Source organism: Serratia sp. H1w (assembly GCF_000633355.1).
GTDB lineage: Bacteria > Pseudomonadota > Gammaproteobacteria > Enterobacterales > Enterobacteriaceae > Chania.
In genome coordinates, this window is record NZ_AYMQ01000031.1 from 1 (window position 1) to 21927 (window position 21927).

Annotated in this window: 18 protein-coding genes; 3 read left to right on the forward strand and 15 right to left on the reverse strand. The window is 54.7% G+C overall.

The window, feature by feature from the left end; all coding sequences use genetic code 11:
• Window positions 1-24 precede the first annotated feature (24 nt).
• Complete coding sequence (locus tag U869_RS0104735; RefSeq protein WP_025119782.1) at window positions 25-369, forward strand: Shedu anti-phage system protein SduA domain-containing protein; 345 nt, start codon at window positions 25-27, stop codon at window positions 367-369.
• Between the two features lie 194 nt (window positions 370-563).
• On the opposite strand, the gene guaA is transcribed toward U869_RS0104735, so the two are convergent.
• Together guaA and guaB are read right to left on the reverse strand one after the other, a co-directional pair.
• Window positions 564-2141, reverse strand: coding sequence for a glutamine-hydrolyzing GMP synthase (guaA, locus tag U869_RS0104740; RefSeq protein ID WP_025119783.1), 1578 nt, complete (start codon window positions 2139-2141; stop codon window positions 564-566).
• A 101-nt stretch (window positions 2142-2242) separates the two neighbouring features.
• A complete protein-coding gene (guaB, locus tag U869_RS0104745) occupies window positions 2243-3706 on the reverse strand; it encodes an IMP dehydrogenase (RefSeq protein WP_157834712.1) in 1464 nt (487 codons plus the stop codon).
• A 169-nt stretch (window positions 3707-3875) separates the two neighbouring features.
• Between guaB and xseA the strand changes: the two genes are divergently transcribed.
• A complete protein-coding gene (xseA, locus tag U869_RS0104750; protein ID WP_025119785.1) occupies window positions 3876-5252 on the forward strand; it encodes an exodeoxyribonuclease VII large subunit in 1377 nt (458 codons plus the stop codon).
• A 3-nt stretch (window positions 5253-5255) separates the two neighbouring features.
• Here the strand turns inward: xseA and U869_RS0104755 are convergent, their stop codons facing one another.
• The 3 genes from U869_RS0104755 to U869_RS0104765 all read right to left on the reverse strand — a co-directional run bounded on the left by U869_RS0104755 (window position 5256) and on the right by U869_RS0104765 (window position 9978).
• Complete coding sequence (locus U869_RS0104755) at window positions 5256-6143, reverse strand: Rpn family recombination-promoting nuclease/putative transposase (protein ID WP_025119786.1); 888 nt, start codon at window positions 6141-6143, stop codon at window positions 5256-5258.
• Window positions 6144-6295: 152 nt separating this feature from the next.
• The gene (locus U869_RS0104760; RefSeq protein WP_025119787.1) at window positions 6296-8659 is read right to left on the reverse strand and encodes a glycoside hydrolase family 31 protein; all 2364 of its coding nucleotides are present in this window, start codon (window positions 8657-8659) and stop codon (window positions 6296-6298) included.
• An 11-nt stretch (window positions 8660-8670) separates the two neighbouring features.
• A complete protein-coding gene (locus U869_RS0104765; protein WP_025119788.1) occupies window positions 8671-9978 on the reverse strand; it encodes an MFS transporter in 1308 nt (435 codons plus the stop codon).
• Window positions 9979-10327: 349 nt separating this feature from the next.
• On the opposite strand from U869_RS0104765, the gene U869_RS0104770 reads away from it, so the two are divergent.
• Window positions 10328-11404: a LacI family DNA-binding transcriptional regulator gene (locus U869_RS0104770; protein ID WP_025119789.1), complete on the forward strand. Its 1077-nt coding sequence runs from the start codon at window positions 10328-10330 to the stop codon at window positions 11402-11404.
• 2 nt (window positions 11405-11406) lie between these two features.
• Here the strand turns inward: U869_RS0104770 and U869_RS0104775 are convergent, their stop codons facing one another.
• From U869_RS0104775 to U869_RS0104820, 10 genes are all read right to left on the reverse strand, one after another.
• Window positions 11407-11631, reverse strand: coding sequence for a zinc ribbon domain-containing protein (locus U869_RS0104775; RefSeq protein WP_025119790.1), 225 nt, complete (start codon window positions 11629-11631; stop codon window positions 11407-11409).
• A gap of 13 nt (window positions 11632-11644) precedes the next feature.
• Window positions 11645-12601, reverse strand: coding sequence for an AEC family transporter (locus U869_RS0104780; protein WP_025119791.1), 957 nt, complete (start codon window positions 12599-12601; stop codon window positions 11645-11647).
• A gap of 103 nt (window positions 12602-12704) precedes the next feature.
• Window positions 12705-14192 carry a ribosome biogenesis GTPase Der gene (gene der / locus U869_RS0104785; protein WP_025119792.1) on the reverse strand — a complete coding sequence of 496 codons (1488 nt, stop codon included), beginning with the start codon at window positions 14190-14192 and terminating at the stop codon, window positions 12705-12707.
• A 158-nt stretch (window positions 14193-14350) separates the two neighbouring features.
• Complete coding sequence (gene bamB / locus U869_RS0104790; protein ID WP_025119793.1) at window positions 14351-15532, reverse strand: outer membrane protein assembly factor BamB; 1182 nt, start codon at window positions 15530-15532, stop codon at window positions 14351-14353.
• Between the two features lie 11 nt (window positions 15533-15543).
• On the reverse strand, window positions 15544-16164 hold the full coding sequence (locus tag U869_RS0104795; RefSeq protein ID WP_025119794.1) for a YfgM family protein: 621 nt from the start codon (window positions 16162-16164) through the stop codon (window positions 15544-15546).
• A 13-nt stretch (window positions 16165-16177) separates the two neighbouring features.
• Entirely contained in the window at window positions 16178-17452 is a 1275-nt protein-coding gene (gene hisS / locus U869_RS0104800; protein WP_025119795.1) for a histidine--tRNA ligase, read from the reverse strand.
• Between the two features lie 124 nt (window positions 17453-17576).
• A complete protein-coding gene (ispG, locus tag U869_RS0104805; RefSeq protein ID WP_025119796.1) occupies window positions 17577-18698 on the reverse strand; it encodes a flavodoxin-dependent (E)-4-hydroxy-3-methylbut-2-enyl-diphosphate synthase in 1122 nt (373 codons plus the stop codon).
• Between the two features lie 47 nt (window positions 18699-18745).
• Window positions 18746-19723, reverse strand: coding sequence for a cytoskeleton protein RodZ (rodZ, locus tag U869_RS0104810; protein WP_025119797.1), 978 nt, complete (start codon window positions 19721-19723; stop codon window positions 18746-18748).
• Complete coding sequence (gene pilW / locus U869_RS0104815) at window positions 19713-20462, reverse strand: type IV pilus biogenesis/stability protein PilW (RefSeq protein ID WP_025119798.1); 750 nt, start codon at window positions 20460-20462, stop codon at window positions 19713-19715. The genes rodZ and pilW overlap by 11 nt, the downstream gene beginning before the upstream one ends.
• 98 nt (window positions 20463-20560) lie before the next feature.
• On the reverse strand, window positions 20561-21748 hold the full coding sequence (locus U869_RS0104820; RefSeq protein ID WP_025119799.1) for a bifunctional tRNA (adenosine(37)-C2)-methyltransferase TrmG/ribosomal RNA large subunit methyltransferase RlmN: 1188 nt from the start codon (window positions 21746-21748) through the stop codon (window positions 20561-20563).
• Between the last annotated feature and the right edge of the window lie 179 nt (window positions 21749-21927).

Below are 21927 nucleotides of genomic sequence, written 5' to 3' on the forward strand. Positions count from 1 at the left end.
ACACATTGAATACATGACCCAGATATGGTCCTGGAGTATGAACAGTCACATAGGCGAATATTACTGGTCGAGTTAGAAAGGCATGTGGATAAAATTTTCACCAAAGATAACCGTTTACGTAGCAAAGTTACCCATGCGGGACAGCAAGTCGAAGACTGGATAGGTGAAATTAGAAGTGGGAAAAAAAATGTACCTAACTGGCTAAAAAAAGAATACGTTGTTGAGGGAGCAGTCGTAATCGGCCGCTCAAAAAACCTCACTCTTAAGCAGAAAGAAACGCTTCGCGTAATCAACACCAACCGCACCATCAAAATCATGACTTACGACGACTTACTAGAACAGATGATGAGATTAATATCAATACTATGATAGCGAAGTATATTGCTGGCTACCCCATTATTGGTCTCAATCAATGCCTAGTACTATACCGAACAAACTCTGAGCTTGAAAATGCGCAAAACTGCCAGGATTTACCAGGCCCAAAAAAACAAAAAGCCCGCAATTACGCGGGCTTCAGGGCATTTATTGCGAGCTAATTGGCGCTGGTATGTACCGAACGACAATCATTCCCACTCAATCGTTGCCGGTGGTTTCCCGCTAATATCATAAACCACACGGGAAATACCGTTGACTTCGTTAATGATGCGGTTGGAAACACGGCCGAGGAAATCGTACGGCAGATGTGCCCAATGCGCGGTCATAAAGTCGATGGTTTCTACCGCACGCAGTGAAACCACCCAATCGTATTTACGGCCATCGCCCATCACGCCCACGGAACGCACTGGCAAGAACACGGTGAACGCTTGGCTGACCTTGTTATATAGATCGGCTTTATGCATCTCTTCGATAAAGATCGCATCGGCACGGCGCAGCAGATCGCAATACTCTTTCTTCACTTCGCCCAATACGCGCACGCCCAGACCTGGCCCTGGGAACGGGTGGCGGAACAGCATGTCATACGGCAGGCCAAGCTCCAGACCGATTTTGCGCACTTCGTCTTTGAACAGCTCTTTCAGCGGCTCAACCAGGCCCAGCTTCATCTCTTTCGGCAGGCCACCGACGTTGTGGTGCGATTTGATCACGTGCGCTTTACCGGTAGCGGAAGCCGCGGATTCGATCACATCCGGATAGATGGTACCCTGCGCCAGCCACTTCACGGCGCTCTGCTTGCAAGCTTCTTCGTCAAACACTTCAACAAACACGCGGCCAATGATCTTACGTTTGGCTTCTGGCTCATCAACGCCTGCCAGCGCGCTCAGGAAGCGATTCTCTGCCGCCACGTGCACAATGTTCAGACCGAAATGGTCGCCGAACATTTCCAGCACCTGATCGGCTTCGTTCAGACGCAACAGGCCGTTATCTACGAATACGCAGGTCAGGCGCTTGCCAATCGCACGATGCAGCAGCATAGCGGTAACAGAAGAATCAACGCCGCCAGAAAGGCCGAGGATCACATGATCTTCGCCAACCTGTTCACGAATACGCGCAACGGCATCTTCGATGATGGTGGCAGGCGTCCACAAGGCTTCGCAACCACAGATATCCAGGACGAAGCGTTCCAGAATGCGTTGGCCCTGGCGGGTGTGGGTCACTTCCGGGTGAAACTGCACTCCGTAGAAGCGTTTTTCTTCGTTGGCCATAATGGCAAACGGGCAGGTATCGGTGCTGGCAACGGTGACAAAATCTGCTGGGATAGCGGTCACTTTATCGCCGTGACTCATCCAAACGTCTAACACTGGCTTGCCTGCCGGGCTGATCGCGTCTTCGATATCACGGATCAGGGCGCTTGCCTGGGTGATTTCCACCTGCGCATAACCGAACTCACGCTCGTTTGACCCCTGAACGTGGCCGCCCAATTGCATCGCCATGGTCTGCATGCCGTAGCATACGCCCAGCACTGGTACACCTGCGGTGAAGACATACTCTGGCGCACGCGGGCTGTTCAGTTCGGTGGTGCTTTCCGGGCCGCCGGAGAGGATGATGCCGCTTGGATTGAACTCGCGGATCTGCTCTTCGCTAACGTCCCAGGCCCACAGCTCACAGTAAACACCAATCTCACGCACGCGACGGGCAACCAGTTGGGTGTATTGTGAACCGAAATCCAGGATCAGGATGCGATGCTTATGAATATTTTTTGTCATGTGAGGCAAATTCCAGCAACAGAGAAAAAGAGCAAAAAGGTTATGTGGGATGAGGGTTGCCCCCCATCCCTTCCCTCCCCCAAAGGGGAGAGAGTAAAGCATTAGCCCATGCGGTAGTTTGGTGATTCTTTGGTGATGGTCACGTCATGCACATGGCTTTCTTGAATACCGGCACCGCTGATGCGTACAAACTCGGCTTTGGTACGCAATTCATCGATAGTGCCACAGCCGGTCAGACCCATGCAGGAACGCAGGCCGCCCATTTGTTGATGAACGATCGCTTTCAGCATGCCTTTGTAAGCTACGCGGCCTTCGATACCCTCTGGCACCAGTTTATCAGCGGCGTTATCGGTCTGGAAGTAACGGTCAGAAGAGCCTTTGGACATCGCGCCCAGAGAACCCATACCACGGTAAGATTTGAACGAACGGCCCTGATACAGCTCGATTTCGCCCGGAGATTCTTCCGTACCAGCCAGCATCGAACCGACCATTACGCAGGACGCACCGGCAGCAATGGCCTTGGCGATATCACCAGAGAAACGGATACCACCATCAGCGATAACTGGGATACCAGTACCTTCCAGCGCTTCAACTGCATCGGCGATAGCGGTGATTTGAGGAACTCCCACGCCAGTAACGATACGAGTGGTACAGATGGAACCAGGGCCGATACCGACTTTTACCGCGCTCACGCCGGCTTCCATCAGGGCTTTGGCACCAGCCCCGGTAGCGACATTACCGCCAAGAATTTGGAGATCTGGGTATTTGGCACGGGTTTCGCGGATGCGCTGTAGCACGCCTTCGGAATGACCGTGTGAAGAGTCGATAAGCAGTACGTCAACACCGGCGGCAACCAGCGCATCAACGCGCTCTTCGTTACCGGCACCGGCGCCCACCGCAGCGCCTACGCGCAGACGGCCATGCTCATCTTTACAGGCGTTAGGTTTACGCTCTGCTTTCTGGAAGTCTTTGACGGTGATCATGCCCAGCAGATGGAAGCTATCGTCCACTACCAGCGCTTTTTCAACGCGTTTTTCGTGCATTTTTTGCAGCACGACTTCACGCGCTTCGCCTTCCTTGACGGTAACCAGGCGCTCTTTTGGCGTCATCACCGCAGTGACGGGCTGAGTCAGATCGGTCACGAAGCGAACGTCACGGCCGGTAATAATCCCCACCAGTTCGTTTTCTTCGGTCACAACCGGGTAACCAGCAAAACCATTACGCGCGGTTAACTCTTTCACTTCCGCCAGAGTGGTGGAAGGCGTGACGGCCTTTGGGTCCGTGACCACGCCGCTTTCATGTTTTTTCACCCTGCGGACTTCTTCCGCCTGGCGCTCAATGGACATGTTTTTGTGAATGAAGCCCAGACCGCCTTCCTGCGCCAGCGCTATAGCCAGGTTGGATTCGGTTACGGTATCCATAGCTGCGGACAGCATAGGGATATTCAGGCGGATAGTTTTGGTCAGTTGGGTGCCAAGATCTGCGGTATTAGGCAGAACTGTGGAGTGGGCTGGAACCAGGAGAACGTCATCAAACGTTAGAGCTTCTTTTACAATACGTAGCATGGGCAATATCTCACCAAGGTGGATGCGGAAAAGATAAAATATTGCCGTGGCATTATACAGAGCGTAATCGGTTGCCTCCAGCACTTTCTTACAAAAACTCTTGATTACCTTTCGCCGAGCTGTAATATCGACCAATTAAGTGCTTGTTTTGAAATTTGATCTGGGTCACATGTCACTACCTACTTCACCGTCCATTTTTACCGTAAGCCGCCTCAATCAGACGGTTCGACAGCTGCTGGAAATGGAAATGGGGCAGATTTGGCTCTCTGCCGAGATCTCCAACTTCTCCCAGCCCTCCTCCGGCCACTGGTATTTCACGCTGAAAGATGACCGTGCCCAGGTGCGTTGCGCGATGTTCCGCAACAGCAACCGCCGCACCACCTTCCGCCCGCAAAATGGCCAGCAGGTGTTAGTGCGCGCCAGCATCACCCTGTATGAACCACGCGGTGATTACCAACTGATTGCCGAAAGCATGCAGCCTGCCGGTGACGGCCTGCTGCAACAGCAATTCGAGCAGCTAAAACAGCGCCTGGCGGCCGAAGGTTTGTTTGATCAGCAGTTCAAGCAACCGCTGCCGAGCCCAGCCAAGCGCGTTGGGGTGATCACTTCCGCCAGCGGCGCGGCACTGCACGATATTTTGCAGGTGCTACAACGGCGTGACCCTTCGCTGCCGATCGTGATTTATCCAACCTCCGTACAGGGCGCAGAAGCTCCGTTGCAGATCGTCCGCGCTATCGAAACAGCCAACCGCCGCGATGAGTGTGATGTACTGATCGTCGGACGCGGCGGTGGCTCGTTAGAAGATTTATGGAGCTTTAACAACGAACGCGTCGCAAAGGCCATTTTTGCCAGCCATATTCCGATCGTCAGCGCCGTTGGCCATGAAACCGACGTCACCATAGCCGACTTTGTTGCCGACCTGCGGGCACCTACCCCTTCCGCCGCCGCAGAGTTGGTCAGCCGTAATCAGCTTGAGCTGTTACGCCAGTTACAGTCACAGCAACAGCGGCTGGAAATGGCGATGGATTATTATCTGGCGCAGCGCCAGCAGCAGTTCACCCGCATCAACCATCGTCTGCAACAACAGCATCCGCACCTGCGGCTGGCACGGCAGCAAACGCTGTTGTTCAAGCTTCAGCGCCGTTTGGAAGAGGGGATGCAGCAGCAGTTGCGGTTATCCTCCCGCCGCAGTGAGCGTGTACAGCAGCGCTTGACGCAGGTACAGCCGATGGGCCGTATTCACCGTTTGCAGCAGCGTATTCAGCAGCAGGAATATCGTTTGCAGCAAGGGATGGAGCGACAGCTCAATGGCTATCGCCAGCGCTTTGGCGTGGCATGCAGTCAGTTGGAGGCCGTTAGCCCGCTGGCGACGTTGGCGCGTGGTTATAGCGTGACGCAGACACCGCAGGGTGAGTTATTGAAAACCACCAAGCAGGCACAGGTCGGGGAAATGCTGAAAACCCGCCTGCAAGATGGCTGGGTAGAAAGCGAAGTCAAAACCATCACCGTGGCGAAAAAGCCGCGTAAGAAACGCGTGGTGGAATAGCCGTTAGTGGTGAAGCTGATCGACTTCTTTTGCTGAAAGGCCGGTCAGTTTCATTACCATGGTGCGTTCGAAGCCATTCGCCAGCATGGAGCGAGCTATCTTCAGGGCCTCTTCCAATCGCCCCTCTTCTCGCCCTTTTTGCTCGAGATATTCTGCAATAGTCATCAATTCCTCCTCATGCCCTGGCGCGCGACTGGCCAACTCACGGATCAGCCTTCCCGGTTCTGTTGTACTCCCCGCCTGCAGCATGTAGCTCATCAGTGATAAAAGTTGCTCTTTAGTCGTGTATCCGGCCAACAGTAATGTGACCAGTTGTTCCCGCAGTTCGAACAGATCGCGTTGCCGCACATGCTTTTGCAACAACTCCAAAATAGCCATACGGCGATGTCGCATAATATCATCGTCTGGGATGACCGTTACGTCAACCAGCGGAAAATGCCCCGCATAAAGTTGCCTGGCCAAGTCGGGTTCACTGAACTCCTCCAGCCAGCTCATTGAATAAGGGTAAGGCGTCACCTTTCCGTGATAAAACAGGGTCGGAATGACCAGAGGAAGCTGGTCGTGCCCGAAATCAAGATGGCGTTGCATCGCGGCAATGGCATAACGAATTAAACGAAATGCCATATGTTTGTCAGGGCTGCTTTGATGTTCGATCAAAACGTACACATAGCCGTCTCCCTTCACGGTTTGCAACGAGTAGAGCACATCAGAGTAACAGGCGCGCAGATCGCTCTCAATAAAGCTGCCAGGCTCCAGTTTTAACGTGCTTAAATCACAAGCTTGCAGCAATACCGACGGTAAGTGCAGTTCAAGAAAATCACGCGCAGTGTCTAGGTGGGTAAGAAACTTTTTAAACACTGCATCATGCAGCGTGGAGGTAGTTTTTTTCATGTAGGTCATCCCTGGACTTCACATAAAAAAACCTACCACAAGCGTTTACCGGCACTTTATGGCCTTCCTGGCTCTGGATCAGACTCGCAAAGTCTCTTGACCAGCAACTCTGATCAAGAGATTTAGCTAAAGCCCTCAACTAATGCGCTCAGTTACAACTCATAGCTATCGCGACCAACGCCGTTCACCCACAGTTCACGGGCCTCGCCAACAGGCAGTACAACCTTCAGCGCTTGCCATGCCGGTTTGAAATGCCCTTCGCAGGTGATGGTCAGTTCGATACGCTGATTGTCGCTCACCGCCTCCCAGCGCAGCCACAGCGCATTGTTCTGCTGCCAGCCATGACTTTCCCCGTCATCTTCAAACAACAGGCCTGAGGACCATCCACAGCCCTTGGTGGGGAACAGCCGCAACTCCCGGCGATCGTCTGCTGCGATATCCACATGCGCCAGTCGTTGTGACATCGGGATCCCGGCACCAGCACGAACCAGCAGCGGCAAGCGTTCCAATGGTGCGTCCAGCACAATAGTTTGCCCACCGCTGTACCATTGGCCGCTATAGAAGCAATACCAGCCATCAACGTTGTCCGGCAGATAGACTTCGCGCTGGCGTTGCCCCTGATCCACCACGCTGGCCACCAGCAGATCGCGGCCAATCAGGAAATCATCGGTCTCGCCGAAGGTGCGATCATCGTGTTCGTGATCGAGGAAGGTAGGCCGCAGCATCGGTTCATCGTCATGGCTTGCCAGCCACAGCAACGTGTAGAAGTACGGCATCAGTCGATAGCGCAGGTTGATCGCCTCACGGATCATTGACGTCGCCGCTGGGTACATCCAGGGTTCGTTAACCGTGGCATCATCGTTCCACGAATGGATGGTAAAGCGCGGGTGCATTACCCCGTTTTGTACCCAACGTACCAACAGTTCCGCATCGGGTTTATCGCCAGAGAAACCACCAACGTCATGGCCAACGTTAAACAGCCCAGACAGACTCATGCCAACCCCCATGCGGGTGTTATAGCGCAGGGTTTGCCAACTGGTGCGGTTATCTCCGCTCCAGGTTTGCACGTAGCGCTGCATCCCGGCACAGCCGGAACGTGAGATCAGATAAGGCCGCAGGTTCGGTGCAAAACGCTGTTGAGCTTCAAATGAGGCGCGCATCATCAGCAACGGCATTACCGGGCGAATATGCTTGATGGCGATTGGCTTGCCGAAGCCGTGGCAGCGTGCTTCACCATCCCACACTTCATACTCGTTGTTGTCATTCCAGGTGGAATCAATCCCCATCTCCAACAGTTGCTCTGTCACCCCCTGCTGCCACCAGCGCACGGCGGCCGGATTGGTGAAATCGAGATGTGAACCTTCGTCATCCCAGAAGCTGGAACGCTCCGGGCCGTCGCTTTGCGAATCGCGGATAAACAAGCCAAGCTCCGCCACCTGTTGGTACTTGGGGTGATCCTGCAACAGGCAGGGTTTGATGTTCGCCGCCAGCTTCAATCCCGCATCGTGGAAAGCCTGGCTGAGTTGCTTGGGCTGCGGCACCTTGTCGTAGTTCCAGTTGAACACATAGCGCTTGTTATTGATCGAGGTGTAGCCAGAAGAGAGCTGGAACGAGTCACACGGGATGGCGTGTTGGCGGCACAGCTGGATAAACTGCTGCAACTGCTGTTGGGCATCTGGCGCGTCGGTGTAATACATCGTCGAGCCGCTGTAACCCAGGCTCCACTTTGGCCCAAAGTGGGTTTTACCGGTCAACCGCACGAAGGCTTTGGTGACGTCGAGCACCCGAGGGCCCAGGAACAGATAGTAATCCAGATCGCCCGCCTCAGCCTGATAGCGGCGATAGGCCAGGTGATAGTTGTCGATCTCATTACCCAGATCCAACCAGCAACTGCTCAGGTTGTCATAGAACAGGCCAAAACTGACCTCTTCACGGCGCGTGATGGTAAACGGGATATGCTTGTAGAGCGGATCGGTGCTGGCGGCGTTGTAACCCATCGCGTCCAGATTGCGCATCTCAAAGCGGCGGCCGGTACGCTCCAGATCGCCCGCCTTCTCACCCAGGCCATAATAACGTTCGCCCTTGTGGCGGCGCTGATAGTGCGCCACGCCGTCACCGTGCGCATTAAGCAGATAGGCACTGGTCGGGCGATCCGCTGCCAATGGCAACCATTCCCCCGCCGCGTTGCAATATTCCCATTCCAGCCACAGCGGTTGATGGACCGTCACTCGCAGTTGCGGCGTTGCCACCGTCAAAGTATCGCCCTGCTGCTGAAGTTGATAACCCGGCAGGCCAAAACCGGCAACGCTGAGGCGATCTCGCCCTTCCCAAGGCACATCCTCTTGCGGGGCGATACTCCAGGTGCGATCCAGTGCCAGTTCGCCATGGCGTTTGATCAGCACACGGAACAGATTGTTTTCCAACACATACAGACAGAACAAATGTTGCTCGTCCACCAGCAGTTCAACACGATCGGCGAATTGTCCTGCCAGCGTCCAGTTTTTTAACGTTTTCATAGGGATCCAACTTAAACAGTAGGTGAAGGTTTTTTGCCGCGCTCGGCGATCAAGCCAATCAGGAACATGGCACCGATCAGATCGAAGAAGCCCATCGCGACGAATAGCGGGTTGAAGCCGACGGTGTCGGACACGGCACCAATCAGCAGCGTAAACAGGAAGCTGGCGATCCAGGCGCTGGAGCCGCGCATGCCGTTCACTGTCGCCATCTGGTTTTTATCGAAGGACTCCACGACCAGCGCGCTCAACATGCAGGAGATCACCTGGTGCCCAAAGCCACCAATGGAGATCAGCGCGATCGCGATGTAGGGATCTTTAGTGATGGCAACAAACGCCAGCGACACCATCATGAAGGCTCCGGTCACTGAACTGGTCACGACCGAGTTCACGCGAGAACAACCAAACCATTTGCGATACAGCGTGGTGAGATAACCACTGGCGACGCTGCCGATATCTGCCGCCAGGAACGGTAGCCAGGCAAACATGGCGATCTGTTTGAGATCCATACCGCGCTCGGTAGCCAGGTACAGCGGCACCCAGAAGCTGAATACCGCCCAGGCCGGTTCGGCCAGAAACGCCGGAATGGCAATACCGTAGAATTTTTTGTTTTTGCACAAGATCGCCAACGATTTAAAGAACGGCAACTTCGGCAGCACCGGCTCATTATCCTCGTTGATTAAGTCGAATTCCTTTTGGCTCAGGTTCGGGTGATCCTGCGGCGAGTGATAAAACACCCACCACAGCACCACCCAGATCAACGCCAGGGCACCGGAGAACAGGAACGCTCCCTGCCAGCCGAAGGACACATGAGCAATCACGATGATTGGCGGAGCCAACATCGCCCCGATCGAGAAACCAACCCCAGCCCAACCAGCAGCAATCGGCCGTTCTCTTTTCGGGAACCAATCGGAAATAGCCTTGGCGTTAGCTGGCGTGGCTGCCGCTTCGGCCCCTCCCATGAAGAAGCGCAGGATCGCCAATTGCAACCAGGTACCCGCACCGGCATGCATCATGCACACCACAGCCCAGATGCTGGCACACACCAGGAACCCCATCTTCAGGCCGATAACATCGATCAACCAACCGCAGATCGGTTGGAATACGGTATAAGCCAGTTGGAAGGACGCCACCACCCAGGAATATTGCTCAGTGGTCATGTTGAGGCTGGTTTTCAGCTCCGGTGCCAGAATACCTAGCGAGTTGCGGGTAATGTAGTTAACCGTGACGCCCAGCAGGAACAGGGCCAACATCCACCAGCGTAATGATTTGAATTTACGGCGGCTGCTGGCTGCTACCGTTTGATTGATTTCTACACTCATCAAGATCTCCGTGGCGACAATACGCCTATTTGGTAGGGCAACTCTGGCTAACGGAGGTTTTAACAGCGTTATTTGTGACGCCGGCCACAAATACAACGTCAATGCTGCGACAACCCTATGATTTAATGTTGTTTTACTTGTATTCCAGCCAATGAATTGGACTGATAAATCTATAAAATTGGTGTACCAATGCAGACTAACCAGCGGGGAGCACGAGTGAAATGGCGATTTTTGCAAGAATTTTCATAAGCTAGCTAAAATTTCGCCGTTATGGCCATATAACGCCGTAGATAAGGGCGATGGGTTCCATGAGAATATTTTCATGGCTGAATTTGAAGGAGATCACAAATTGAACGGAAAGCTGAAAATACAGGAAATTGCACGCCAAACCGGGTTGTCGATCAGCACGGTTTCCCGCGTGTTGGCAGGGAAATCCAATACCAGTGCCGAGGCGCGGCAACGGGTGCTGGCCTGCGCGCAGCAAAACGGTATTTTGCAGGGGCTTTCCAACGGCAGGTTGATGTTGAACAACGTGATGGTGTTTGCCCCACAGCGCGCCTTTGATGTCCGCACCGATATCTTTTACTACAAGGTGATCCAGGGGATCGCTAGCGCATTAGCGCAACATGACGTGAGGATCCGCTATTGCGGGTTGGAGGAACAACACAGCGACAGCATGCTGTTTTTGGAAAAGATGAGCGATCCGTTAACCGAAGCCGTACTAATCATCGGTATTGACGACGACCATATCCATACGCTGGCCGCCGATCTGAACAAACCCTGCATCCTGATCAACTGTACCGATCGCCAGATGCGACTGGACAGCGTTTCCCCCGATCACCAACTGATTGGGGAATATTCCGCCAATTATCTGTTCCAGCAGGGCCACAGCCGTATCCTCAATCTGCAATGCCTACGGCGCAACACCATGGAACTGCGGCTGGCGGGGATTAAGCAGGCCTATACGCGGCACAATGTTCTGTTCGACGATCGCCAGCATCTGGTCACCACCTCCGGTTTCGGCAGTGAAGAAGCCGAACAGGCCATCACAGCCTTTATCAACGGCGTCACTGACCGGGCACTATTGCCGACAGTAATCCTGGCAGGGGGTGACTATATGGCGGTGGGGGCCGTCAATGCGCTCAAGAAAATGCACATCGGTGTACCGGGGAATATGTCGGTAATGAGTACAGATGGTTTTAATCTGGCGGAGATCCACGACGTGCCGCTAACCTCCGTTCACGTGCCTCGTGATGAGTTGGGCACCGAAGCCATCGCGCTGTTGCAACGCCGTATGCTGCGCCCGGATGCGCCACCCAGCAATATGCTGCTGCATGGCCGCTTAGCGGTACGGTCCTCGGTCAAACGGCTCAGCCCCAACAAGGTGACCCCAGCGGTCAGTACGCACGACCACCGGCTCTATTGAGATCATTCGATGCGTTGGTAGCTGAACTTCACCCGCTTTTTGGAGATCAGGCCATGGCCGTGCTGGCAGAGGTAGTCCACGGCCCCACAGGCTTTCAGCTCCTGCAACGGTTGCCCGCAGTCGGGGCAGTCGGCAAGCTGCCGGTAATCGCTATGACAAGTGTCGCAATGGTAGTCACCCTTCACCCAGTTCATCGGCTGGGCACAAACCGGACATAAAGCGTCCATCTTTCCTCCAGGTTTAAATCACGCCCCACGAGCGTAAGAAAGAGATCCCCAACGCAGTGGTAAAGAAGGAACCCACCGTGGTGATCGCAATAATATTGGCGGCCAACGTCGCATTACCCCCCATGGCACGGGTCATCACATAGCTGCCAGAAGCAGTAGGCGTCGCCGAGAACATAAAAATAATGCCAAGCGTAGCGCCCTCGAAACCGCAAAGCCAGCCACCCAACGTCATCAGCACCGGTACCAAAAACAGTTTAGCCGACGATGACAACGCCGCGACGTTGGAAGATCGGAACATCGCCCGCAGATCGAGGCTGGCCCCGGTACACAGCAAAGCTAATGGCAATGACAGACCTGAGATATAACTACCGGTCTGCTTAAGTACTGGTGCAATACCCAGCCCGGTCTGCGCATAGGCCAAGCCACTCAGCAGCCCCAGGATCAACGGGTTGGTCACGATGCTGCGTAGCAATGACAGGTGTTTGATCTTCTGCCCATTGCCGCCTTGCAGGCTGCGAGTCAGCGTGATCACCGACAGCACGTTAAACAGGATCACCGTCACGGTCAGATACAACGAAGCAATCGCGACGCCTTCATCACCGTAGGCGGTCATGGCATAAGCCAAACCGACAATCGCAGTATTCGCCCGGAACCCGCCCTGCACGAACACGCCGCGCTCACGGGGTTCTTTCACCAGCCACTTGGCCGCGATCTCCAGCAGCAGGAAGGTCGCTATCGTGCCCACCGCACCGTAGATCACCAGTGCGAAATTATCGCGCAGTTGCGGGTGGTTGGTGGCAATACTGAAAAACAGCAGGCAAGGCAGCGCCAGATTGAAGACCAGCTTGGTAGCCCCATCAATAAAGCGATCGTCCATCAGCCGACAGTGGCGCAGCAGGATCCCCAGCAGCATCATCAATAAATTGGGCACGGTGACGCTAAAGGCAAAACTCCAGGTTTCCCAGGACATGAGGTTCCTTCGCTGAGTCGGTAAAGAGGAGATATTGGTAGATAATAGAACACGTTAAGCGGGATAAAAAAAGGGCGCGGTATCTATACCACGCCCAATTTTGTTATTTAGACTTCTTCAGGTGGCTCATCAAGCGCTTACGCTTGCGCATCTGGTTTGGCGTCAAGGTGTTGCGCTTACCGGCAAACGGGTTCTCACCCTCTTTGAACTGGATGCGGATCGGCGTGCCCATTACCTTGAGTGAACGACGGAAATAGTTCATCAGGTAACGTTTGTAGGAGTCGGCCAGATCGGACACCTGGTTACCATGGATCACCACGATAGGCGGGTTATAACCCCCGGCGTGTGCGTATTTCAGCTTCACGCGGCGGCCACGCACCAACGGTGGCTGGTGGTCTTCGGCGGCCATCTGCATGATCTTGGTCAGCATCGAGGTGTTTACGCGACGAGTGGCGCACTCATAGGCTTCGTTCACAGATTCGAACAGGTTACCCACACCGCTGCCGTGCAACGCAGAGATAAAGTGCACACGCGCGAAATCGACAAAGCCCAGGCGCAGATCGAGCATCTCTTTGACGTGATCGCGGTCTTCCTCACTCATGCCGTCCCACTTGTTGACCGCAATCACCAGTGAACGCCCGCTATTGAGGATAAAGCCCAGCAGCGACAGATCCTGATCGGAAATGCCTTCGCGGGCGTCAACCACCAGCAACACTACGTTGGCATCTTCAATCGCCTGCAGCGTTTTGATCACCGAGAATTTCTCGACGGTCTCGGTAACCTTGCCACGCTTACGCACCCCGGCGGTGTCGATCAGCACGTATTCACGTTCGTCACGCACCATCGGGATGTAAATGCTGTCGCGGGTGGTGCCAGGCATGTCAAACACCACGACACGCTCTTCGCCGAGAATACGGTTGGTGAGCGTCGACTTACCTACGTTAGGGCGGCCAACGATCGCCAGCTTGATCGGCAGATCCTGCGGGTTGAAATCGTCTTCCGGATCTTCATATTCGCCTTCTTCCAGCTCACCGTTCTGCTCAGCCCAATAGGCGGCATTGGCTTCTTCTTCGGTCAGCTCGACTTCTTCCGGTTTGGCCGGGATGAACGGCACCAGCACGTGCTCAATCAGCTGCGTGACGCCACGGCCATGGGAAGCGGCGATCGCGTAGACATCGCCCAGGCCCAGGGAATAGAAATCCGCCGTCGCCGTGTCTGGATCCATGCCATCGGTTTTGTTGGCAACCAGGAACGTCGCCTTCTGGCGATTGCGCAGGTGTTGGGCAATCCCCTGATCGGCAGGCATCAGCCCGGCACGGGCATCAACCATAAACAGGACGATATCGGCCTCTTCGATCGCCAGCAGCGATTGGCCAGCCATACGGGTTTCAACGCCGTCTTCGGTGCCATCAATACCGCCGGTATCGACGATAATAAATTCGTTACCCTCAACTTCAGCACGACCATATTTGCGGTCTCGCGTTAGCCCGGGGAAATCCGCCACCAACGCATCGCGTGTCTGTGTTAAACGGTTAAACAAGGTGGATTTACCCACATTCGGGCGCCCGACCAGCGCAACGACAGGTATCATGTTGAAGCCTCATTACTTAATAATCAATGCGTTACTATGCAGCGCAATAGACAGCGACGGCATAGCTTAAAAATACGAAACGGCCCCTGACGTCAGGAGCCGTTATCCCGTTAATCTAACAGGCTACATAGCCTGTTATTTTGTTGGGGTTAAAACTGTTAGCGAGTGAAGGCGTAAACCTTGCCACCACGCGCCTGGATCAGCAGTTTGTCACCGGCCACAACCGGGGCAGACAGGAAGCCGGAGCTATCCACTTGTTGCTGAGCCACAAAACGGCCATCGGTGGTATTAATCCAGTGCAGATAACCTTCCGCATCGCCGACAACCAGGTAGCCGTTATACAGCGTTGGCGCGGTCAAGTTGCGGTGCAGCAAGTCGCTCTGACGCCACAGGTTAACGCCACCTTCGGTATTCATCGCGACCACACGGTCATTCTGATCGACCACATAGATGCGGCCTGCATCGACGATAAAGTCGTTCACCGAGCCCATATCACGTTTCCACATGATTTGGCCGGAACGCAGATCCAGCGCCGTCATATTGCCATTGTAACCCAAGGCATAGACCACGTTGTCAACAATCACCGGCGTGGTGTCTACGTCGTTCAGGCGATCGATTTCGGTCGCACCGCTTGGCTGGGAAATACGCTGCTGCCAGATCAACTGGCCCTGCTGCATCAACACGGCGCTAACGCGACCGTTGTCACCCCCAACCACTGCTGCACCAAAGGCCGTTGCCGGAGCAGACTCGCCACGCAGTGACAGTGAAGGGATATCCAGGTTGACCGTCCACTTGATGGCACCATCAGACTCGTTCAACGCTTGCAGCTGGCCGTTGGTGGTATGGATCAGCACCAGACCCTCAGCAACCACCGGGCGGGAAATCGCTTCCCCTGCAACTTTGGTTTGCCAGGCGACTTTACCGTCTTCAGTGTTCAGCGCATAAACCACCGCTTTTTCACTGCCAACGTAGACGTTGGAACCAGACACCGTCAGGCCGCCAGACAGCAGCGCAGGCAGGTTACTGGAGAAGAAGCCGGTTTTCTCGGAGAGATCGGCCTTCCATTTTTCTTTACCGTCGGCCAAATCCATCGCTTTCACCGTACCGCGACGATCGGCAGCATACACGGTGCTATCCTGATAAGCCGGGCGCAGGTGAGAGTAGTAAGCACCAATGCCATCACCGACCGATGTGCTCCACGCTTTGTTTGGCGTGAACTGATTTTCAACCTTTGGCAGCGGTGACATGGTAACCACGTCTTCTTCGCCGCTAAACAGCGAACAACCACTCAGCAAAGTCACGGAAACCAGTCCGACCAAGAGTGTTTTACGCAATTGCATGGGAATTCCCCTTAGCTGGACAAGTTATTCAATTTCATGCGCATCACTGCCGCAAGCGCCTGAGAAGCATTGGATTCGATGCCTTTGCTGTAAGCTTCGCGCGCGCCTTTGCTATCGCCTTTAGCCAACAGCACGTCACCACGCACGTCTTGCATCATTGCCATCCAACCTTCGCCTTTCACGCCATCCAGCGTTTTCAGCGCTTCATCCAGCTTTTTCTCTTGCATCTGAACACGCGCCAGACGCAGGTTGACCATGGCCAGCAGGTTTTCATCTTTGGCATGGCTCTGAGCCACTATCAGTTGCTGCTCTGCCTTGGCGAAATCACCTTGCTCAGCAAAGTGTTTAGCCAGATCCAAAGCCGCAAATACGCCATAGGTATTGCTGTTTGCCTGGATAAACTTCTCTGCCGCAGCCACGTCTTCGGCTTTACCCGATGCCAGGGCAACGCTAGCCTGTTGATAAGACTGTGAGGCAGCCATCATGCTGGAGGTCTGGTTGCTCTGCCAGTAGCGCCAACCAACCAGGGCACCAATACCGAGCACCACACCCACAACCAAAGCTTTACCGTTTTCGGCAAAAAAGTTGCGCACGGCGTCAAGCTGTTCGTTTTCAGTGGTATAGACTTCCACGGTGTCCTTCTCCTTAACCTAACATCAAAGCCAGACGCGCAGCGATTTCGCTTTGCGCCAGCGTTTCTTGTTCACCACTGCGCAGGTCTTTCACCACCACCTGCTGTGCCGCGACTTCGTTTTCACCCAGGATCAGGGCGATACGCGCGCCCCACTTGTCCGCACGGGTGATCTGCTTTTTAAAGTTGCCGCCGCCATAGTTGGTCATCAATTTAATCTGTGGCGCAGCATCACGCACCTGCTCTGCCAGCAGCATGGCCGCACTCTGGGTCCCTTCACCGCTCGATATGACGTACACGTCGATGGTGGCAGGTGCCTTGAAGTCCGGATTAACCGCCTGAACCAGCAGCACCAAACGCTCCAGCCCCATGGCAAAACCGACGCCAGGGGTCGCACGCCCGCCCAGTTGCTCAACCAGACCGTCGTAACGGCCGCCGGCACACACGGTGCCCTGAGCGCCCAGACTGGTGGTTACCCACTCAAACACCGTGCGATTGTAATAATCCAGGCCGCGCACCAGGCGCTCGTTAACGGTATAGGGGATACCGGCCTGAGCTAAAAGTGCACACAGCCCGTCGAAGTGGGCTTTGGACTCTTCATCCAGGTATTCGGAAAGGCGCGGCGCATCGTTAAGTAAGGTTTGCACCTCTGGATTTTTAGAATCCAGCACGCGCAGCGGGTTGCTGTACATGCGGCGCTTGCAGTCTTCGTCGAGCTTTTCCTGATGCTGTTCCAGGAATGCCACCAGGGCGTCACGATAGTTGGCGCGAGCTTCCAGTGAACCGATAGAGTTCAATTCCAGATTGACGTGTTCGGCAATCCCCAGCGCTTTCCACCAACGGGCGGTCAGCAGGATCAGTTCGGCGTCGATATCCGGGCCTTGCAGGCCAAATACCTCGGCCCCTAACTGATGGAACTGGCGGTAACGGCCTTTTTGCGGACGTTCGTAGCGGAACATCGGGCCGATATACCACAGACGCTGCTCCTGATTGTACAGCAGACCATGTTCGATACCGGCGCGCACGCAGCCAGCCGTCCCTTCAGGGCGCAGTGTCAGGCTTTCGCCGTTGCGGTCCTCGAAGGTATACATCTCTTTTTCCACGACGTCGGTCACTTCACCGATGGCGCGTTTAAATAACGGGGTCTGCTCTACAATCGGCAACCGGATTTCGCTATACCCGTAGCCGCTCAGCACCTGCTTGAGGGTGCCTTCAATGCGTTGCCACAGTGCCGTTTCTTCCGGCAGGTAATCGTTCATGCCGCGAATGGCTTGAATGTTTTTTGCCACGTGAGTTCTCTGTCCGTTTTATAGAAAATGGATCCGATTATAGGGACTTTGCCACCCGCTATTCAACGCGGATACGCAATCTGGCCATCGGATAATCAATCAGCGGGTTAAAACCCGCTGTAGTTTACTCTTCCAGCAGGTTGATCGAAATACGCTTCGATTCGTCCATCATGGCGGCTTTGGCCCGGATCTTCGCTTCCAACTGGTCGATCATCTGTTCGTTATCGAAGCGGTCTTTCTGGCGTACACCGTCTTCGTAGAAACCGCTCTTCTTGTGCCCGCCGGTCACCCCAATGGTAGACACCAGCGCTTCACCCGGCCCGTTTACCACACAACCGATAATGGACACATCCATTGGGGTGATGAGGTCTTCCAGGCGTTGTTCCAGCGCATTGACGGTGCCAATGACGTCAAACTCCTGACGGGAACAGGTTGGGCAGGCAATGAAGTTGATGCCACGCGCGCGGATGCGCAGGGACTTCAGGATATCAAAGCCCACTTTCACTTCTTCGACCGGATCCGCCGCCAGCGAAATGCGCAGCGTATCGCCGATACCTTCCGACAGCAGCATGCCCAAACCAATGGCTGACTTCACTGAGCCACTGCGTGCCCCGCCCGCCTCGGTGATACCAAGGTGCAAAGGCTGGTCAATACGAGCTGCCAACAGACGGTAGGACTGTACAGCAAGGAACACGTCGGAGGCTTTCACGCTCACCTTGAACTGGTCAAAGTTGAGGCGGTCCAGAATATCCACGTGACGCATGGCGGATTCCAGCAGCGCTTCCGGCGTAGGTTCGCCGTACTTTTCCTGAATATCTTTTTCCAACGAGCCGCCGTTAACACCGATGCGGATCGGGATGTTCTTGTCGCGCGCGCAATCAACCACCGAACGGATACGTGATTCGTTACCGATGTTGCCTGGGTTGATACGCAGGCAGTCAACGCCGTATTCGGCAACCTGCAGCGCAATGCGATAATCGAAATGAATATCGGCCACCAGCGGTACGTTGACCTGCTGCTTGATCAGCCGGAACGCCTCGGCGGCGTCCATGGTGGGAACAGAAACGCGGACGATATCGACCCCCACGCGCTCCAGAGCCCGGATCTGATTAACCGTCGCTTCAACATCGGTGGTACGGGTGTTGGTCATCGATTGCACAGCAATCGGCGCTCCATCGCCAATAGGCACGTTACCGACGTAAATACGGGTGGATTTGCGGCGATTAATGGGAGCTTGGTTATGCATCAGTTACTCTCCACTGCTGCTCTGTTATTACGACAAAAGCCGCGCAATTACTGCGCGGCAACGGTCAGACGAGCAACACGGTTTGATTTGACAAACCGGCTTAAATCGACCGGCTTACCCTGGAATTGAACTTGTACTGAGGCCGGTGCACCGAGGGTCAGTTTAAACGGAGCCTTGCCAGCCAGATTCAGCCGAGAACCGCTTTTCTGGATGCCGCTGACCAAGGATTTACCCGTTGCGTCAACCACTTGCACCCAGCAATCGCCGGAAAAGTCCATCACCAGCCCGTTGGCATCGCCCTCTGGAGCACTAACACCAGCGGTACCCGTCGGCAACTGAGACTGGGCTACGGGAGCCGTAGGAGTCGCATCCGGGATAGAAGCCTGGCTTGGTGCGACCACCGCAGGCTGTTGGGCCGCCTGCGGATCAAGCACGGCCGGAACCTGTTGAGCCGCAGAGTTACTGGCTGACGGCGCAGGGCTGCTGTCTGGATCGACCGCAGAAGCGCCGTTATCCACGTTGCCGTCGGTCAACGGAACGGGTTGGCCTTCGCCGTGTTGAGAAAGCTGTGCAGAAGATTGATCTGCCATAGTGGCGATCTCCTCCTGCTGCGCCTTGTGGTTCTGCCACCACCAGGCACCGGTCAAGCCGATGACCACAAACACAATCAGCCAGGTAAAGCTCATCAGCCAGCCATCACGCTTTTTACGGCGCTTACCCAAAGAGAAGCTCTGCATCTGAGCCACTTTGGCCACTCTCACCGGTGCCTGTTTTTCCAGCATCGGCAACAGTTCTTCCTCTGGTAAATGCACCAGCTTGGCATAAGAACGGATATAACCACGCACGAACGTTGAAGCCAGATCGGCAGACATATTGTCGTCTTCAATGTCGCGCACGGTAGACATTTTAAGGCACAGGCGTTCTGCCACGGCCTGTTGACTCAGACCGAGCTGCTCACGGGCCTGGCGCAGGCGTTGACCTGTTGTCATAGATACGGTTTTATCTTGGGATTCTTCAGTATTCATTAGCTAAGAACTGCTGGTACTGTTTGGATTGTGGAAAACTTCGCGCTAGCTGTTTGCCATAACGTTGAACGCTATCCTGACGGCCTGCTAACGCGGCGAAACGAATCTGTAACCATAGACTGTCGGCACTCGCCGGCAGAACATGTTGATAACTGTCCAATAAAAGTTGCGACTGCGCGCGCTTCCCTTCTCCAAATTGCTTCTCTGCCTCCGCCAGTAACGGAGCCCCTTTGTCCGGATCGATCTTCAGTGCTCGCGTTAATAACTTACGAGCTTCATCATTTTGACCGGCCTTGAGGAAGCAGTAACCTGCGTTTTCCAGACTGTCGGCAACCTGGCCATATTCTGGCGCCAGTGCCGCAGCGCTAAACTGCTGTTGGGCCGGTACATACTGCCCTAAACTACAGAGAAACGCACCGTAATTATTCATTACGGTACCGTTACCTGGCGCAAGTTTGAGCGCTAGCTGATAACGCTGTTCAGCCGCGGCGTTATCGCCGATCTGCTGGTTGTAGAGTGCCATGCCCAATTGGGTACGATAATCCTGTGGGGCCGCATCGACGGCTTTTTGCAGATTCTGTCTGGCAGCCGGTAGATCGCCCTGGTGCAGATACTCCAGGCCCAGTTGCAACCGGGTCTGGCCTGCCGCCACCGCTGGCCCATCGTTATCGGGTTGCGATCCGGAACAGCCTGCCAGCAAACTGGCCGCCAATAATACACCCCACAGTTTCAGCTTCATGCTTGCACTCATTTCCTTATCCGATGTTAACCGATCGCCTGGAGGATTGCTGCTCACATAACAGGCTGTTAGATAACAAAAAAATCATGCTATAGGGTTCAGACCGCACGTACGCTGATAGGTTCCCCGGCCATTTTCTTTTTCAGGGTACGCTTGGTACGGTCGATCACCTCTCCCGCCAACTGCCCGCAGGCAGCATCGATGTCATCACCACGGGTTTTACGAACAATAGTCGTAAAGCCATATTCCATCAACACCTTGGAGAAACGGTCAACGCGGCTGTTGGAGCTGCGGCCATAAGGTGCGCCTGGGAACGGGTTCCATGGGATCAGGTTGATCTTGCACGGCGTATCCTTCAGCACTTCGGCCAGTTGGTGCGCGTCGTCGGTGCTGTCGTTGATGTGATCCAGCATCACGTACTCAACGGTGACCCGCCCTTGGTTGGCATTGGATTTCTCCAGATAACGGCGCACCGCAGCCAGGAAGGTCTCGATATTGTACTTGCGGTTGATCGGCACGATCTCATCGCGGATCTTGTCGTTTGGCGCATGCAGCGAAATGGCCAGGGCCACATCGATCATATCGCCCAATTTGTCCAAAGCGGGCACAACACCGGAGGTAGACAGGGTAACGCGGCGCTTGGACAGACCAAAACCAAAGTCGTCCAGCATGATTTCCATCGCTGGCACCACGTTGGTCAGGTTAAGCAGCGGCTCACCCATCCCCATCATCACCACGTTGGTGATCGGACGCTGGCCGGTAACCTTGATGGCACCCAGGATCTTGGCAGCACGCCAGACCTGACCGATGATTTCCGACACGCGCAGGTTGCGGTTAAAGCCCTGCTGAGCCGTGGAACAGAATTTGCACTCCAGTGCACAGCCCACCTGCGAAGACACGCACAGGGTGGCACGATCGCCATCTGGGATATAGACGGTTTCGACCTGTTGGTCGCCTACCGTGATGGCCCATTTGATGGTGCCATCAGCGGAACGCTGCTCCATGGCCACTTCCGGCGCGCGGATCTCCGCCACGCTCTGTAATTTATTGCGCAGCACCTTGTTGATGTCGGTCATCTGCTCGAAATCATCGCAGCAGTAGTGATACATCCACTTCATCACCTGATCGGCACGGAAAGGCTTCTCACCCATTTTGGCGAAAAACTCACGCAATTGCTGACGGTTCAAATCCAGCAGGTTGATTTTGGCCGTAGCCGGTTGTTCCGTTTGCACGGTCAGGGAATTATTTTCAGACAAGGTATGCTCAGGCGTGATGGGTTCTAACATAATGATCTCTTAGCCTCGTTATTACACGTTATGGCTTGAAGGAGTGTGTAGGGGCGCGCATGCTGCGCCCATGTTCTAAGTGGCGAACGATTCGCCGCCGCCAGCTTTGCAAGACTAACGGGAAAAAACGCGCCCCAGGCAAGATTACTCACCAGGGGCGCGGCATTGTACAAATTTTA